General features: G+C 62.4%; 16 protein-coding genes. All 16 read right to left on the bottom strand.

Translation table 11 applies throughout. The features are described 5' to 3' along the window. Positions 1 to 101 precede the first annotated feature (101 nt). The 16 genes from FHT29_RS16850 to FHT29_RS16775 all read right to left on the bottom strand — a co-directional run bounded on the left by FHT29_RS16850 (position 102) and on the right by FHT29_RS16775 (position 16,504). A complete protein-coding gene (locus FHT29_RS16850) occupies positions 102 to 1,040 on the bottom strand; it encodes an ABC transporter ATP-binding protein (protein ID WP_047561559.1) in 939 nt (312 codons plus the stop codon). Positions 1,041 to 1,058: 18 nt separating this feature from the next. After that, the gene (locus FHT29_RS16845) at positions 1,059 to 1,694 is read right to left on the bottom strand and encodes an ABC transporter permease (RefSeq protein WP_047561562.1); all 636 of its coding nucleotides are present in this window, start codon (positions 1,692 to 1,694) and stop codon (positions 1,059 to 1,061) included. Beyond that, on the bottom strand, positions 1,691 to 2,323 hold the full coding sequence (locus FHT29_RS16840; protein WP_047561564.1) for an ABC transporter permease: 633 nt from the start codon (positions 2,321 to 2,323) through the stop codon (positions 1,691 to 1,693). Before FHT29_RS16840 ends, FHT29_RS16845 begins: the two co-directional genes overlap by 4 nt. A 40-nt stretch (positions 2,324 to 2,363) precedes the next feature. Then, positions 2,364 to 3,179, bottom strand: a complete 816-nt coding sequence (locus tag FHT29_RS16835; RefSeq protein ID WP_047561566.1) for a PhnD/SsuA/transferrin family substrate-binding protein — start codon at positions 3,177 to 3,179, stop codon at positions 2,364 to 2,366. A gap of 5 nt (positions 3,180 to 3,184) precedes the next feature. Then, positions 3,185 to 4,189, bottom strand: a complete 1,005-nt coding sequence (locus FHT29_RS16830) for an ornithine cyclodeaminase family protein (protein ID WP_047561568.1) — start codon at positions 4,187 to 4,189, stop codon at positions 3,185 to 3,187. 113 nt (positions 4,190 to 4,302) lie between these two features. Next, entirely contained in the window at positions 4,303 to 5,187 is an 885-nt protein-coding gene (locus tag FHT29_RS16825) for a glycine betaine ABC transporter substrate-binding protein (RefSeq protein WP_047561570.1), read from the bottom strand. Positions 5,188 to 5,245: 58 nt separating this feature from the next. After that, a complete protein-coding gene (gene hutH / locus FHT29_RS16820; protein WP_168599884.1) occupies positions 5,246 to 6,772 on the bottom strand; it encodes a histidine ammonia-lyase in 1,527 nt (508 codons plus the stop codon). Next, a complete protein-coding gene (hutC, locus tag FHT29_RS16815) occupies positions 6,769 to 7,539 on the bottom strand; it encodes a histidine utilization repressor (RefSeq protein ID WP_037200205.1) in 771 nt (256 codons plus the stop codon). Before hutC ends, hutH begins: the two co-directional genes overlap by 4 nt. Then, positions 7,536 to 8,387, bottom strand: coding sequence for a MaoC/PaaZ C-terminal domain-containing protein (locus FHT29_RS16810; protein ID WP_047561574.1), 852 nt, complete (start codon positions 8,385 to 8,387; stop codon positions 7,536 to 7,538). Before FHT29_RS16810 ends, hutC begins: the two co-directional genes overlap by 4 nt. Positions 8,388 to 8,389: 2 nt before the next feature. Beyond that, complete coding sequence (locus tag FHT29_RS16805; protein ID WP_047561576.1) at positions 8,390 to 9,190, bottom strand: SDR family oxidoreductase; 801 nt, start codon at positions 9,188 to 9,190, stop codon at positions 8,390 to 8,392. Next, entirely contained in the window at positions 9,180 to 10,736 is a 1,557-nt protein-coding gene (locus FHT29_RS16800; protein WP_168599883.1) for a CoA-transferase, read from the bottom strand. Before FHT29_RS16800 ends, FHT29_RS16805 begins: the two co-directional genes overlap by 11 nt. 295 nt (positions 10,737 to 11,031) lie before the next feature. Further along, positions 11,032 to 11,778: an ATP-binding cassette domain-containing protein gene (locus tag FHT29_RS16795; RefSeq protein ID WP_047561580.1), complete on the bottom strand. Its 747-nt coding sequence runs from the start codon at positions 11,776 to 11,778 to the stop codon at positions 11,032 to 11,034. After that, the gene (locus FHT29_RS16790; RefSeq protein ID WP_037200216.1) at positions 11,771 to 12,835 is read right to left on the bottom strand and encodes a ribose ABC transporter; all 1,065 of its coding nucleotides are present in this window, start codon (positions 12,833 to 12,835) and stop codon (positions 11,771 to 11,773) included. Before FHT29_RS16790 ends, FHT29_RS16795 begins: the two co-directional genes overlap by 8 nt. 107 nt (positions 12,836 to 12,942) lie before the next feature. Next, on the bottom strand, positions 12,943 to 13,932 hold the full coding sequence (locus tag FHT29_RS16785) for a substrate-binding domain-containing protein (protein WP_037200218.1): 990 nt from the start codon (positions 13,930 to 13,932) through the stop codon (positions 12,943 to 12,945). Between the two features lie 225 nt (positions 13,933 to 14,157). Then, a complete protein-coding gene (locus FHT29_RS16780) occupies positions 14,158 to 15,570 on the bottom strand; it encodes an ROK family protein (protein ID WP_047561582.1) in 1,413 nt (470 codons plus the stop codon). Continuing rightward, entirely contained in the window at positions 15,563 to 16,504 is a 942-nt protein-coding gene (locus FHT29_RS16775; RefSeq protein WP_037200221.1) for a tagatose-bisphosphate aldolase, read from the bottom strand. Before FHT29_RS16775 ends, FHT29_RS16780 begins: the two co-directional genes overlap by 8 nt. Positions 16,505 to 16,604 lie beyond the last annotated feature (100 nt).

The following is a 16,604-nucleotide window of genomic DNA, read 5'->3' as shown; positions in this document are numbered from 1 at the left end:
CACCATCCATGTAGATGGACTTTGATTTCAACGTAGATTATGCGCGCACTCGTTTCCAAGACTCCATGCCAATCACGGCCCTCAAAGCGGACTTGACTGCCCTACCTATGCGCGGAAAGCACCGTCTCGCGGGAGAGATACCCCACCGTTTCGCCACTCTCCGCTCTGACATCAAGACCGGGCAGATCCCCTGCCAGGATCAGCGCCAGCGCATCATGAAGACTGGCGTCGGGCTTGATGGATACGGCGGAAGCCTGAGGCGCGGGCGGCGCCATGACGCTCGCGACCGCAATCAGGCGCAGGCGCTTGATCGCCCTGTCCGGACCGAGGAAACTCTCGACGAACTCGTCGGCCGGCCGCGCCAGGATCGCTTCCGGCGTATCATATTGCAGCAGGCGTCCATCGCGCATGATGGCGATGCGGTCGCCCATCTTGATCGCCTCGTCGATATCGTGGGTGACGATGACGACCGTCTTGCTGACCTTTTTCAGGATCTGCCGGAACTCGTCCTGCAGACGCACGCGGGTAATCGGATCGATCGCGCCGAAGGGCTCGTCCATCAGCATGATGGCGGGATCGGCAGCCAGTGCCCGGGCAAAGCCGACGCGCTGGCGCTGGCCGCCGGAAAGTTCATGCGGCAGGCGCCTGCGCATGATCGAGGGATCGAGGCCGACCAGTTCGAGAAGTTCGTCGATGCGGCGGTCCGTCCTTGCCTTGCCCCAGCCGAGCAGGCGCGGCACGGTCGCGACGTTGCGCTCGATCGTCATATGCGGGAACAGGCCGACCTGCTGGATGACATAGCCGATGCTGCGGCGAAGCTCCTTCGGATCGGTCGCGGCCACGTCGCGATCATTGACCAGCACACGGCCGGCGGTCGGTGTTTCCAACCTGTTGATCATGCGCATGGTGGTGGTCTTGCCGCAGCCGGAAGGGCCGATCAACGCGACGGTCGTGCCCGTTTCGATGATGAGATCGAGACTGTCGACGGCGTGGCGCCCGCTTCCCTCGTAGTTCTTCGAGACCTTGTCCAGTCTGATCATATCAAGCGCCCTTTGCGGTCATCGTCTTTGAGTGAAAAATCGCACCAGCCGGCCGAAGACGAGTTCGGCCGCGATGGCGAGAAGCGCGATCGGAAGGGCGCCGACCAGAAGGCGCGGCATGTTCATGATGGCGATGCCGGCATTGATGAAATCACCGAGCCCGCCACCGCCGATGAAGGAAGCGAGTGCCGCACCGCCGATCACCTGAATGGCGCTGGTGCGCACGCCGGCAAGGATCGAAGGCACCGAAAGCGGAAACTCGATCTGCCAGAGAATATCGCGTCGCCCCATGCCCATGCCGTTGGCGGCATCGAGAAGCGCCGGATCGATTTCCCTTATGCCGATGATGGTGTTGAGCAGCAGGGGCGGTATCGCCAGCACGATCAGCGCGATGACCGAGGGCAAAAGCCCGATGCCGAGAAAGGGCATCGCCGCCGACAGAATGGCAAGACTCGGAATGGAACGCAGCGAGCCGGCGATATTGACGGCGACGAAGGCGGCGCGCGGCGCCCGCGCGACGAGAAAGCCGAGCGGTATCGCAATGACGAGGGCAATGCCGAGCGATATGGCGCACATCAGCACATGGCGGTTAAAGGCGCTGAAGAAGGTGTTCTGGTTCTGGGAAATCCAGTTGATGGCATCGATCAGCATCATGCCGCCTGCCTTCCGTTGCGGCGGCGCAGGTATTTTTCGAGCGACGCGAAAAGGTAATCGGCAAAAAGCGCCAATGCCGAAGTGAGCAGGCCGCCGGCAAGAATCTTTTCCGGAAAACGCTGGTCGATACCCTCGAAGATGATGACGCCGAGACCGCCGGCATTGATGTAGGCGGCCACAGTGGCGATACCGATGACTGTCACGATCGCGATGCGAATGCCGCCAACGATGAAGGGCATGGCGAGCGGCAGCTCTATCTCCCAGATGCGCCTTGGCGTGTCATATCCCATGCCGTTGGCCGCATCGAGCACGTCGCGCGGAATGGCCTGAAAGCCGAGCCCGATATTGCGGATGAGGATCATCAACGAATAGGCGGCAAGGCCGGTGATGGCGGGCGCGGCGCCGATGCCGAGCACGGGGATGAGGAGAGCAAAAAGCGCGAGGCTCGGGACGGCGAACAGAACACCGGTCACGATGACGATGGCACCGAAGGTTCGCGGCCTGCGCGCGGCCCATATGCCGACGATCAGGGAGATCACCAGAGCAATCCCGACTGAGGAGAAGACGAGGTAGAGATGTTCCAGCAGGGCTTCGGCCAAACGGCCGAAATTCTTCGGAACCCACTTCATGGGCGAGCTCCCTCGCGGCGGCAACAAGTGTATCGGAGCTTCACCATGCCCCTCCGAGAGCTACGTCGATAGCGCGGGCTCTTGCCGGAAGCTGCTCATAGGCCGCGATATCCGGCTCGGCGAAGGCGGCAAGGCCGAGCGAGCGGAGAATATCCCGCCCTTCCGGGTTTCGATGCGCACCAAGAAGTGCGCCTTGAAGCGCGGCGATCGTCTCGGGAGACTGTTGCCTGGCGGCGACGAGAAGCGGGAAGGGCGCAGGCCTTGTCGTTGCAACGACCCGCAGCGGCGCGATCATGTCGGGTTCGTGCATCTCAAGCAGCTGATAGGCATAGGCGTCGATCGCTCCGACATCGATCGTACCCGCGCCGATCGCCTCGACCACGCCGCGCGGATTGAGGAGCGGGCCGACGGTCTCGCGCACCGAACGTCCGTTCCCAAGCGCGGCGACGAACTCTCGTGGTGCGTTATAGCCGGACTGCGAGTCCCGCACGGTCCAGCCCCAGCGCACGGCCGAAAGGTCAGATTCCGTGAGCGGTTTGTCGTGAGCGGCGACGATATGGCTTGCATAGACCGGCCGCCCTTCTCCCCAATCCGCCAGGGAAACAGGTGCTGCCAGCGGCACGGGACGCTCCGCGGCTGCGAGCCTTGAAAACGGAAAGCCGCACATGAAGACGGCGCCCATGTCCGGCCGTGCCCATAGCGCCGACAACGGCGCAGGCGCCGCATGGGCGATGACCTCAAGATCGACGCCGGAGTGGCTGGAAAGCCAGCCGAACAGGCGATCCCACAGCCCGGATATTTTCGGACTGAGATTGTACATTCGCGAGCAGGCAATGGCTGAAGAAGGGCGTGTCATGGCAGTCACGCAAAACGAAGGCGCTGGCCGATGTTCATCCGCTTGGCCTTGTCGACCATCGCGGCACCCAGCGCGACATCGGTGGTGCTGAGGCCACGATGCCAGAAGAGAATGGTCTCGTCGTCGCTTTCGCGGCCGGGCTTGGCGCCGCAGACGATCTGGCCAATCTCGGCATGCAGCGTCTCGGCCGTCACCTTGCCTTCATCGACATGGCGGCGCAGCGCGCCGAACGGACGGCCGGGGCCGCACTGGCCCCAATCGTCGACCACGACCTTGTCCATGATGTCGGTCAGGTCGAATTCGAGCGCGCTCATCGTGCCGTAGGGAACGACGAAGGCGCCCTTCTTCACCCAGGCAGTCTTGAAGAGCGGCGTCGGCTCGGGCAGGCGACTTGCCTCGATCATGATGTCGGCACCCTTGAGGCAGTCTTCCCAATTGTCCGTGACGATGATCTTCTTGCCGAGGTCTTTCTCCAGTCGTGCGGCGAAGGCATTACGGCTTTCCGGACGGCGCGAATGCACGCGGATCTCGTCGAAATCGAAGAGATGATCGAGCAGGCGCACATTCCAATAGGATGTGCCGCGCGCGCCGATATGACCGAGTATCTTGCTGTCCTTGCGGGCGAGATGGCGAGCGCCGATGGCCGTGACGGCACCCGTGCGCATATCGGTGATTGCAGTCGCGTCGATAATCGCCTTCGGCACCCCGGTGCGCGGATCGAACAGGCTGAGCACGGCCAGTTCCGAGGGCAGGCCCTGCTTGTAATTGTCGACGAAATCGCCGACGACTTTGACGCCCGCGTAATCGAGCGGCTTCACATAGCCGCGCAACACATTGAAGTGGCCCTTGTCGGAGCTCTCGGGAACGAGGTGGACACGAGGCTCGATCACCGTCTCACCGCGTCCCTGCGCATCGAGTGCCTTGGTCACGGCGTCAAGAATTTCATCGTTGGAAAGCGCCAGGGCTTTCGTATCGATGGCGTTCAGATAGTCGATCCAGATTTCCTGCATTGCCGTTCTCCAGGCCAGTTGCCGGCTGCGCCGGGTTATCGAGGGGTGCAGGCCGCGCGGGTCTGCGGAAAGCGAAGCGGCAGGTACGAACCAGCCCGCCGCTTCGATGATGATCAGGGCAGCAAGCCCTTTTCCTTCAGGAATGCCTCCGCGACATCCTTGGGCTCTTCGTGATCGGTCTCGACCTTGGCGTTGAGGACGCGCATGGTTGCGTTGTCGAGATGGGATCCGAGCGATTCCAGCACGTCCTTCAGCTTGGGATTTGCGTCCAGAACTTGTTGGCGAACGACCGGGGCGACATAGTAGGGCGGAAAGAGGCCCTTGTCGTCGTCAAGTGCCGTGAGGCCCTGGGCGCCGATCTGCCAGTCGGTGGCGGCACCATTGGCGACGTCGATATCCTTTTGCGAAAGCGCGTCATAGCGCAGGCCAAGCTTGGCGAATTGCTTGAACTCCTTGAATTCCGCATTGTAGACGCGCTTCAGGCCGGGCAGGCCGTCGGCACGATCGGGAAATTCAGCGCCGCCGCCGAAGACGAGCGTATTTGCCACTTTAGCAAGATCGGACAAGCTCTTGAGATTGTTGGCATCCGCAGTTTCGTTGCGGACGACGATCACATAGCCGTTGTTGATGCCGGTGGGCTTCAGCCAGGTGAGATTATAGTTCTTGGCGTAGAAGTCCTTGACCTCGTTATAGACCTTGTCCGGATCGGTGGACATGGTTCCCTTGACGACGGAGGAGAGCGCTGTGCCCGTATACTCCGGATAAAGATCGATCTGGCCCGTGGTCAGGGCCTGATGGGCGATCAGCGTGCCGCCGAGATTGATCTTTCGCTCGACCTGGAAGCCCGCTTTCTCAAGCAGCGCCGCATACATTTCGGCAAGAATATATTGCTCGGTGAAGTTCTTGCTGCCGACCTTGATCGGCTCGGCTGCGGCGGGTCTGACTGCGGAGGCAACCATCACGGCGGCGGCTATGGTGGACAGGATCGATAGTCTCATTTTTCCCTCTGGATTCGTTGGTCTATATTCAAATCGGTTGCGGCCTTTTGGCTCTTTGTCATTGATGAAGGGCGATGCCCTCCTTCTGAGGGGTGCTTCCTATGAATTCCGATAGTCTCAGGAAATCCGGCCCCTGGGCGCGGTCCTCGTCGAGCGGCGGCACAAGCTCGCGGACCTGCCGATAGGCCTGCTGCGTACCCGCGCCCAGTTCCCCCTGCACGCCACGCAGCTCGATGGCCTGCGCCGACGCGATGAGCTCGATGGCAACGAGATAGCGCAGCCGCTCGATGATGGCTTCCGTCTTCGTCAGAACGCTCGGTGCCATCGATGCCTGATCCTCGACGCCATCGGCCACCGGGATCGGCGTGAGCGAGATCGGCGCGGCGAGATGGCGTATCTCGGCTTCGAGCGCCGAGACGGTTTTCTGCACCGTGGCGAAACCGGTGCGGCTCTGGCCGAACGGCGTGAGGAACCGTGGCAGCTCGGACATGGCAGCCGACATGATCTTCATGGTTCGGTAGGCCGTCGCGGCCGCGCAATGCGCCAGCGCCTGGCCGAGGCGCTCCCAGGCCAACACGAAGGCGGTCATGTCGAAATTGCCGTGCGACAGGATGAGACCTTCGTCGGTGAGCACGACCGGATTGTCACCCGAACTGGCAATTTCGATCTCGGTCACCTCACGGGCTTCGCCGATTGCATGAAGAAGCGCGCCCCAGACCTGAGGGGCGCAACGATAGCTTAAGGGATCCTGCAGGCGTCGCGCCGCGCCTTCGACAAGCAGCGAGCTTCCGGAAAGCAGGTCGCGCAGCCTGGCTGCGGCCGCGCATTGGCCGAAAGCCGGCCTTGCCGCCATTGCCCGGTCGTCGAAGGCAGTGACATTGGCGCGGAATGCTTCGAAATTCAGCGCCACGGCCGCAAGCGACCAGTCGAACAGCCGCTCGACATCCTCCAGGCAGAGGCAGGCTTTGCCGACCGACAGGCTGTTGGCGACGACGAGGGCGTGGCCGTCCTTCGGCGCGATGAGCAGCGGTTCCAGCCCGGCCTTTTTAAGCGCTTCTCCGGCCGCCATCACGACGCCACCGACTTCAGCTTCGCCGTCCCCCAACAGCGCCCGGCCCATATGCGCCAACGGTGCAAGATCGGCGGCGCCGATCGAGCCGAGAGAGGGGACGACCGGATGGAAGCCTGCATTCAGCGCTGCGACCAGACCGGAGAACACCGGCAGCGAGACACCCGAGCCGCCGGCTGCCATGCCGGCGACCCGCACCGCCATCATTGCCCGCACGGCCTCGCGTGGCAGTGCCACCCCAACACCGACCGCACGCGCGAGCGGTACGCGCATCTGGAAGGCGATGAGATCATCCGTGGCAAGTTTGGTATCGACACCGGCGCCGAGCCCGGTCGTCAGGCCGTAGACCGGCAGATCGGCCGCCACATAGCGGTCGACGACAGTGCGCGCGGCGCGAATCTTCTCTTCGACATCAGGTGAGATCGCGATCCTGGCATTACGGCGCGCGATGGCGACAATGTCGCTCACCGCCGGGGGAGTTCCGGCGAAGGATACGATGCTGCCGGTCTTGCTCATTCCTGTTTGCCTCCAAGAAGTGCGATGGGTTTCCTGCGATCTTTGCCGGAGCGGGCCTCCAGCCGATACTTGTCGCCGGGATAGGTCAGCAACGCACAGGTCACGACTGCGTCGCCGGACCAGGTGCGGCGGAAGACGCGCAGGCAGGGCTGGTCAGGCTTGACGCCCAGCAGCTTTCTGACTGCGGCATCGGGCTTGATAGCTTCGACGAAATGCTCGAATTCGGTGATCGGTGCGACGCGCGTCAGATATTCGTTCGGGGTAATCGAGCGGAAATCATTGGCAAGATAATCCGGCGCGACGATCGGATTGACATAGCGTTCCTCGACCTGAATCGGCTGGTTGTCTTCCAGATGCACGATGAGGGTGTGCATGACTTCGATGCCGGGCTTAAGATCGAGCGACTGCGCCACATTCGCATCCGCCTTGATGCGGTCGGCGATCAGTACATTGGTGGCGTGGCGGTGGCCCCGGCCGGAGATTTCGTCAGCGATGTTCTTGATCTGCAGCAGGTCGATATCGTGACGCTGCGAGGACACAAAGGTTCCAAGACCGGCGGAGCGTGTCAGCACGCCTTCGAACATCAGCTCGCGCAAAGCTCGATTGGCGGTCATGCGGCTGACGCCGAAAGAGGATACCAGTTCGCTTTCGGAAAAGACGCGGTCGCCGGGCTTGAACTTGCCTTCGGCAATCAAACCCATGATCCGTTCCTTGATCCGCAGATAATGCGGCGCGTCGCCAGGCGGTTTTGGCTTGGGTCCCGTCATGACAGCCTCGCATTTCCATAGTCGAGCGCCGTCACCCCGCGCTCCGGCACACGTGCCCGGAAATAAACCTCGCGATCTTCGTGCCAGATATCGACCTCCAGCCTGTCGCCGGGAAATACCACTGATGTAAAGCGAGCGGCGATGAAGCCGACATCCGCGATACCCTCGGCCCCCAGCGCGCGACCAATGGCGTAGCCCGCATAACCGAAGGTGCAGAGGCCATGAAGGATTGGACGCGGGAACCCGGCTTGCGCGGCATAGGCTGGATCGACGTGGAGAGCGTTGAGATCGCCGTTCAGACGATAGAGAAGGGCTGCGTCCCGAGGGACCCTGATCGAAAACATCGCATCGGCGACGCGCTCCGGAACAGGCGTTAGCGGGTCAAGCGGCACTCCAGCCGATCCGCATCCGCCATCGCCCCGGCAAGCATTCGTCTGAACGATGCTTGCGACGGGTGTCTCCTCGGGCAATGTCACGATCGACCGCTCGAAGGTCGCGAACATGCCCTTATCAACACCGCGATCAACGATCGAGAGCATGCGCGACCGCGAGAGCAGGGGCCCATCGAGGGGCAGGGGTCGATGGATCGTCAGCCGCTGCTCGGCATGGACCAGCTGCTGCCAGTTGACACCCGCATCCTGCATCCACGGACCGGCATGGGCGACCACATTTGCCAAGGTCGGCACTACCAAGAGATCCCGTTCCAGCACCCGGCGCAAATGCGCCGTGTCGAGCGGTTCTGTTCCGTATCCGACTGAGAGTGCATAGAGGATGGCATCACGCGCGCTCACCGTCTGCCGCGCCTCGGGGATCGGAAACTCCATCAACGATCGAGCGGATATCGCCATGATCAATCCTCAGCCTTGGTGGCCGGCTTGCGGGTGCCGCCGGCGAGCCGGATGCCGCCATCGACCGGCAGCAATTCGCCTGTGATGAAGTCGGCACCCTCGACCAACCAGACGACCGCTCCGGCGACATCTTCCGGTGTCGCGACCCGCCCGAGCGGCGCCGTGCTGGAAAACCGCGCCGCGAGCGCTTCATAGGCATCCGGGCCGAGCGTCTGGCGCATCCACCGCGTATCGATAACACCGGGGCAGACGGCATTGACGCGAATCTCCGGTCCGCAGGTGCGGGCAAGCGCCAGCGTAAGCGCGTTGAGCGCGCCCTTGGAGGCGGTATAGGCAAGCGAGGAGCCGCCACCGGTAAACGCAACGTTCGAAGAGACGTTGACGATCGCGCCGGCTTCGTTTGCCCGCATGGCGGGGAGGGCGGCTCGGCACATCTGGTAGGCGCCGACCACGTTGACGCCGAAGACCGTTTGGAAATCGCCGGCCGAAAGGGTCTCGAGATCGAAGGGATCGGATTTGACTGTCACGGCGGCATTGTTGACGAGCGCATCGAGCCGCCCCCAGCGGTCAACGGCCTTTGCGACCATCATTCGGCAGGCGACATCATCCGACACGTCGGCCTGGACAAGTTCGACCTCCGCCCCGGCTGCCCTGCAGACAGACGCTGTTTCCTCCGCCTCGTCGCGGCTGCGGCTGTAGTTGACGACGACCCTTGCACCCTTCTCGGCAAATATCCGGGCGCAGGATGCGCCGACGCCGGTCGCCGACCCCGTGACGATGACGACGGCACCTTCAATCTTCATGGGCGAAATCCTTCATCGGGGACGGATGGAAAAGATGTGTATCCATCAGCACCAGCCTGTCGGCGATGGCGACGCCCGCGGGCAGACGCTCGATGACATCCGTTCTCGCATCGATGCCCGGCGCGACTTCCGTCAGCGTCAGCCTGCCGTCGATGACATGGAAGACGGCGCGCTCGGTCACGACAATCTGCCGCTGCCCAACAGGTGCCGCATGAGGATCGGAGCTCACTTGCGCCACCTTATCGACGATCTTGCAGCTGCGCCCGTCCGCAACGATAGAAAGCTTTCCGTCGGCAACACGAATATCGGCGCCGCCATGGGAGAAGGAGCCCATATAGACGACCGAGCCGGCGGTCTGCGCGATGTTCGTAAAGCCACCGACGCCGACGACGGTCTTGCCGAAGCGGCTGACATTGACTGCACCCCGGATATCGACCTCGGCCATGCCGAGAAAGGCGAGATCGAGGCCTCCGCCATCATAGAAATCGAACTGAGACGCTTGCGCGATGATCGCGCTCGGATTGACGGCCGCCCCGAACGAAAGCTCCTCGGCCGGGATGCCACCGATAACACCGGATTCGATCGTGACCGTATAGTCGTCGAAGGCTTCTTCGCTGGCGATGCGGCCGATGCCGGCGGCAATGCCGATACCGAGATTGATCGTGGCGCCCTTCCGGCCGAGCAGCTCCTGAAAGGCGCGGCGCTGGATGACGTTGTCGACAGTCAAGGGCAGGGGCGGCAACTGGCTGACGGCGGAGCGCAGCCGGCCGGTATAGGCTATGTTATCGGCTTCACCGAAACTTATGCCGTGCTGGGTTGGATCGTCGCAAACGACGACATAGTCGACAAGCATGCTCGGAATGCGGACATCGGCGGCCGGCAGCGAGCCGCGCTCGGCTATGCGCTTGACCTGGACGATGACGATGCCGCCGGAGTTGCGGCCGGCCTGGGCCATGGCGAGGACATCGACCGGAAAGGCCTCGTCCTCCAGCGTGATATTGCCGTCTTCATCGGCCGTCGTGCCGCGCAAAAGTACGCAATCGAGGGGCATGGAAGGATAGAGCAGCCAGTCGCGGCCGCGCAGGCTGATGCGCTCCACCAGCTCTTCGGTGGTGCTCTCATTCATGCGACCGCCGCCATTGCGCGGGTCCATGAAGGAGCCAAGACCGATATGAGTCACGACGCCGGGCTGGCCGGCAGCAATGGCGCGATAGAGCTGCGCGATCACGCCCTGCGGCCAGCAATAGGCATCGATCTTTTCCGCAAGCGCCAGTTCCCCGAGCCGTGGCGTGCCGCGCCATCCACCGGCAATGACGCGCTTCGCGAGGCCCTCATGCCCGAAGTGGCCCATGCCGCGCGTCTTGCGATCACCGGCGCTCGCCGCAAACAGCAGCGTGAGACCGCGGGGACCGCCTTCCGCCAGAAAACGTTCCTCCACCGCGGCCGAGATGGCTTCGGGATGGCAGCACCCGCCAAAAGCCGAGGCGGCGACGGTCATGCCATCCTTCAAAAGCGCTGCCGCATCATTGGAAGTGATAATCTGCATAGTCAACCCAGCCGCCGTTGGCTGTATATACAGGCACAGCCAATGCGTGTTTGCAAGGCAATAATCAGTGCTGCTTAAAACGGATGCAGTTCGTGGTGTCGGGCGGTAATTCGACAGCTCCCGGCCGCGTCGTTTATCCGCCGATCATTGACTTTCCGGCCCTCTGGCCAGCCTATGAATGCAATTTCATGGGACGGCGACCAAGCACCGAAAGTGCCCAAATAGTCAGAGCGGCGACAGCATGCCACCGCCGTCGCCGCTCCCATTCGCGATCCGAGATTGTGCCGCTGCTACACTAACCGCCGATCATAAGCCTGACGACTTCCTCATGATTGGTGTCGGCAATATTGCGCTCGCCGGCGACGATGCCGCGCCGCAGGACGACGATCCGGTCGGAGACCGCGAAAATATCCTGCAGATTGTGCGAGATGAAGATGACGCCGCGCCCTTGCGCCTTCAATGATTTGATCAGGGCGACGACCTTGCGCTGTTCCGGGACCCCGAGCGCTGCGGTCGGCTCGTCCATGATCAGGATGCGGGCGTTCCAGTAGACCGCACGGCCGATCGCGACAGCCTGACGCTGGCCGCCGGAAAAGTTACTGACCGGCGCGTCGAGCCTTTTCACATGGAAATCGAGCTGCGCCATCGTCGTGCGCGCCGCCTCCGCCATGGCCTTCCGGTCGAGGACAGGCAGAAAGCCGAAGAGCTTCTTCATCGGTTCGCGGCCGAGAAAGATGTTGGCACCGATCGTCAGATTGTCGGCAAGTGCCAGATCCTGATAGATCGTCTCTATGCCTTTCTCGCGCGCGTCCTGCGGCGAAGAGAAGGTGACAGGCTTGCCCTCGATCAGGATCTCGCCCGACGTCGGCGGATAGACGCCCGAGATCGCCTTGATCATTGTCGTCTTCCCGGCACCGTTGTCGCCGGCGAGGGCGACGACTTCGCCGGGACGGACGACCATGGAGCAATTGTCGAGTGCGTGGACGGCGCCGAAATAGCGCGAGAGGTTGCGGACTTCGAGAAGAGGTGTTGCGCTATTCATCCTGTTTTGCTCCGCTGAACCGGCGCTGCGCCTGATCGATGAGCACCGAAATGATGATGACGACGCCGACGGCGATGAACTGCCAGAACGGCTCGACGTTCATGAAGACGAGGCCATACTGGATGACGGCGATGACGAGCGCTCCGGCGACGGTTCCGATGATGGTGCCCGAGCCGCCGAAGAGGCTGGCTCCGCCGATGACGACGGCAGCGACGCTATCGAGCAGCAGCGGTTCGCCCGCCTGCGCGGCACCTGCGGTAAAGCGGGCCGCGTAGAGCGCGCCGCCGAGGCCGGCGCAAGCAGCGGAGAGCACATAGAGCCGCAGCAGGTGCGATTTGATATCGATGCCGGCGCGGCGCGCGGCCTGCGCATTGGCGCCGATGGCATAATTATGTTGGCCGAAGCGCGTCTGGCTCAGCAGGTAATGCATGATGAGGACGAAGACGAGCGTGACGATGACAAGATAGGGCACGCCGTAGAAGCGGCCGTTGCCGAGCTCGGCGAAATAGGAGTTCTTGACAGGCACGGTGGTGCCGCCCGCAAGCAGGAAGGCCGTGCCGCGGGCAACGCCGAACATGCCGAGCGTACCGATGAAGGGCGGGACCTTAAGACGCGAGATCAGCAGTCCGTTGATGTAGCCGGGCACGGTCGCGGCCAGCATGGCGACGAGAACGCCAAATACCATTGCCACGGGCAGGGGCATGTAGAGGCCGGCGACATTGGTGATATGGGCAGCAACGACGGCCGCGAGCCCCATGATGAAGCCGGTCGAAAGGTCGATGCCGCCCGATATGATGACGAAGGTCTGCCCTATCGCCAGAAGCAGCGGCGCCACGGCGAAGACCGCCACGGACTGCCAGTTGAAACTCGAGCCGATGAAGGTGCCGCCGAAATCGATACGGGCCCAGATCTCGAAAGTCACGATCAGCGCGGCAAGAAAGAGCCACGCGCGCAACTGCGCGATATAATTGATGACGGTTTTTGCTTGGTCGCCGTGGTCCGCCTGCGGCGCCACATGCTGGTCCGCCTTGCGGGCCTCGGTATCTTCGATACTCATGGATGAATCCAAACTCGAGCGAGGACGTACAGAAGTCGTCACGCCATTCCCTCCATTATGATCAGAGACGTGCCCCGCCCCATGGACGAGGCACAGAGTTCAACCGATTAGTCGGAGTAGATGAACTTCGCGACGTTCTTGTCGGCGACGTTCGATTTGTCGATGACCGTGAAGCCGGTGCCGATCGCTGTCGGGATCGAGTTGCCGGTCAGATGCGCATAGGCCGCCATGACGCCGAAATAGCCGATTTCAGCCGGATGTTGTGCAATCGCCAGATCGACGAGGCCGGAGTTGATGTTGTCGACGATCGTCGTCGGCGCATCGAAGGCGACCACGCGGATCTTGCCCGTCTGGCCTGCCTGCTGCACGCCGTTGGCTGCGCCAAGGGCCGAGAACAGATTGGCGCCGAAGACTCCGTCGAGATCGGAGTTGCGGGCATAGACGGCCTGGAGTTGCGAGGCCGCCTTGTTGGCGTCGTCGTCATTATACTGCGTATCCAGAACGGTGATGTTCGGATATTTCTTCATCTCGTCCTTGAAGCCCTGCTCGCGCTGGTCCGTGGTCGAGATGCCGGGTTTGACGTTGGAAACGTAGACCTTGCCCTTCTCGCCCACTGCCTTTGCCAGCGCACGCGCGGCGATCGCGCCGCCGAGCAGGTTGTCGGAGGCGATGTAGGCCAGCGGAAAATCCGCGTCTCCCTTTCCGGTCTGATAGACGCCGGTGCCGATGAAGGTATCGACGGTGATGACCGGAATGCCGGCGTCAGCAGCCTTTTTCAGCGGCTGGATCAGCTGGTCCTTGTCGGTCGGCGCGATCAGGATCGCGTCGGGCTTCTTGGCGATTACGGCGTCAAGAACCGGCACCTGGGTCACCGGGTTGAAGTCGGGTGCGCCCTGGAACACGAGGGTTGCACCAACAGCCTTGGCGGCGGCTTCGGCGCCCTTGCGCATGGTGATGTAGAAGGCATCGGTCGTCAGGCCCGGAATGAGGGCAATCGTAAACTTCTTATCCTGGGCTTTGGCACTGCCGGCGATTGCGGCAACACCGGTGGCAAGCGATGCCACGGCCGAAGCCTTTAGAAATGAGCGGCGCTCCATAACTTCCTCCTCTTGAAGCCGAACCTCCCCGTCCGGCAAAGCGATAATCAGTGGCTTACTGCGGCTCGTCAAGTAATTTTTTTCTGCAAGGAATTTCGTTCATCTGGTTGATATGTTTAGGCAATTTAAAGCTATCCGCAACGTTACGATCTGCCGCAGACATCGCGTCGAGCGGCAGTCAAACATTGTTCTAACCCTGTACCGGCCGCCTAGACGGCGGCCGCATTAGCTGCCGCCGAACACCTGCGAAACCCACGCCACGACAGCGTCCATATCCAGCTCCTTCGTCTGATCGATCGTCATCACGGCCCCGCAACCCATGGGCTCGGCACGATCGGCAAGCGCAATCAGTTCCTGTACATATTCGGCGCCCGGATGGCCCGGCAATCGATCTTTCAGGCGGCTGGCATAGCGCTCGCCGGCAACAGTCCCGGGAACCTTGCACCAGAGTTCGGCTACCCGCGCGATCTTTGCATCCGCTATATAGGCCTCGAGCTGTGCTTTCGGCTGAAAGCCGAACCAGGCATCGACGATAAATGTCGAACTGGCCGGCGCATCGGCAATGAAGGACCAGATCGCCTGGTAGCTCGCTTTTCCCAAGGTGCGATTGAAGTCGCGGTCGACGGGGCCGATATGCTGCAGGAACGGATTCTTGATGCCGTCGAGGGAGAGAATCGGCCAGCCGGTGCGCTCGGACAGCGCCTTGGCAAGCCGGCTCTTTCCCGAGGCCGGCACGCCGTTGACCAGCACGACATGCTTTTCGGCCGTCCCGCCGGCGTTGCCGAAGATCGACAGGCCGGCGCCGATGACGCCTGCATCATCGGCGAGCTTGGCCGGCAATATTGCCGGGCAAAACCATGGAGCGACCGCCGGGAGGTCGGCAAGCGCACGCGCGGCGTCGCAGCCGAGACCACCACCGAGCAGGATGACTTCCGGATCCATCGTCGCTGCGATGTTGTCGAGGGCCGCGCGCAACGGTGCAGCCCACTGGTGCAAGACACGCCTGGCATCGTCGTTTCCTGCGGCGGCCAAATCGAAAACCTCGCCGACGGTGGCGGCCGACAGGCCGGCTTCGGCTATGTGACGGCGCAGTGCGGTTCCCGAACTGAACGTCTCCACACAACCGCGTCTGCCGCACGGGCAAGGCGGGCCATCCTGCGAAACGCAGATATGGCCAAGCTGTCCGGCCGCCCTGTGGCCGTGATAGATGCTGCCGGCATGGGCGACAGCGCCGCCGATGCCCGTTCCGATCGTCAGCATGGCGACGTTTCTGTAACCTTTCGCGCCGCCAATGCGCATCTCGGCGATCAGCGCCATGCTGCAATCATTCTCAACGACCACTCTCTTCCCGATAGCCGCCTCGATCCGCTCCGCAAAGTTGAGACCGGCAAGATTGAGGATGCCGCCCGACAGGATCTCGCGGTTGGCGACATCGACGCGGCCGGGGATGCCGAGACCGATGCCAGCAACGTCCGGTCGGTCGAGCTGGCGTGCCATGGCGATCACGCGTTCGAGGACTTGAAGGGGATCGGTCGGTGTCCGCTCCGACAGTTTCGTGAGGATCTCGCCGCGATCGGAGACGAGAGCGGCGCGAATATTCGTGCCGCCAATGTCCACGCCGATGGCGATATCAGGCATTGGCGCGCTGCCCCTGATTGGCGCTCTTCGAGCCAGCGCCTTTGAAGTGTGTGGCGATAAGAGCCTGAATTTCGCGAAGCCGCGGTACGGCAACCGTTTCAAGCCGATCCTTCGTCACCGTGCGGTCCAGGGAAATGCAGTCCTTCCAGAGCGAGCGGCCGGCGATGACGCCGGAGGCGCCGTTGCGCATGGCATCCTCGACCTGCGAGAGGAAAGTTGCGTGATCGACGCCCGCGGACAGGACAGCCCAAGGGACATCGCCCGCGAGGCGCGTCACCTCGGCGCAGGCTTCCGTCGAGCCCGGATAGGGGATCTTCAAGACCTTCGCGCCGCAATCCAGGCAGATCCGGCTGCCGCCGACGATCAGTGAGGGCAGCTTGGCCTTGTAGTCTGCTTCGTCCTCATCTTCGAATTTGTAAGTGAGGAACTCGACGACGAGCAGCAGATCCTCGCGCGCGAAATCCTCGATGCATTGGCGCAGAATCTCGATGTTGCGGACATTCGCCTCATCGCGATCCGAGCGGAGATAGACCATGATCTTGCCGCCAGTGGCACCCAGCTGGCGCACGCGGCGGGCGGAAATGCCGGGAACCAGCTTCGACAAACGATAGCCTTCGGGCGAAGTATCCCAACCAGAGGCATCGAGGCCGATCAGGAGCGCGGTATCGCGCTGGATGATCCGATCATCGACCAGTGCAGGCACCGCGCAGATCGGGTCGACCAGAACGCAGGACGCCTTGCTTGCCAGGAAACGGGCGATATCGGCCTTGGTGTCGCCCAATACCTTGTCGGAGATGGCGGCCTGTTCCGCCGGGTCCTTGGCCAACAGGCTGCGCATGCCGCCGCGTTGATCGCAGGCAATCACCATCATGGCGCCATCGCTACCACAAATCTGCTGATAGCCGCGCATTTCCGCTGTGGTCAATCTCGTCATCTGATCCTTCCTCCGGCCGTGCGAAACGGCAATGATGCCGGTTTGACTTCTCCACTCCCAGGAGAGGCCAAACCTCTGATATTGAGGGTGCGCATGTGCC

Source organism: Rhizobium sp. SG741 (assembly GCF_012275435.1).
Classification (GTDB): Bacteria; Pseudomonadota; Alphaproteobacteria; order Rhizobiales; family Rhizobiaceae; genus Rhizobium; species Rhizobium lusitanum.
Note: the sequence above shows the minus strand (reverse complement) of the source record. Positions and strands in the feature narration are given on the sequence as shown.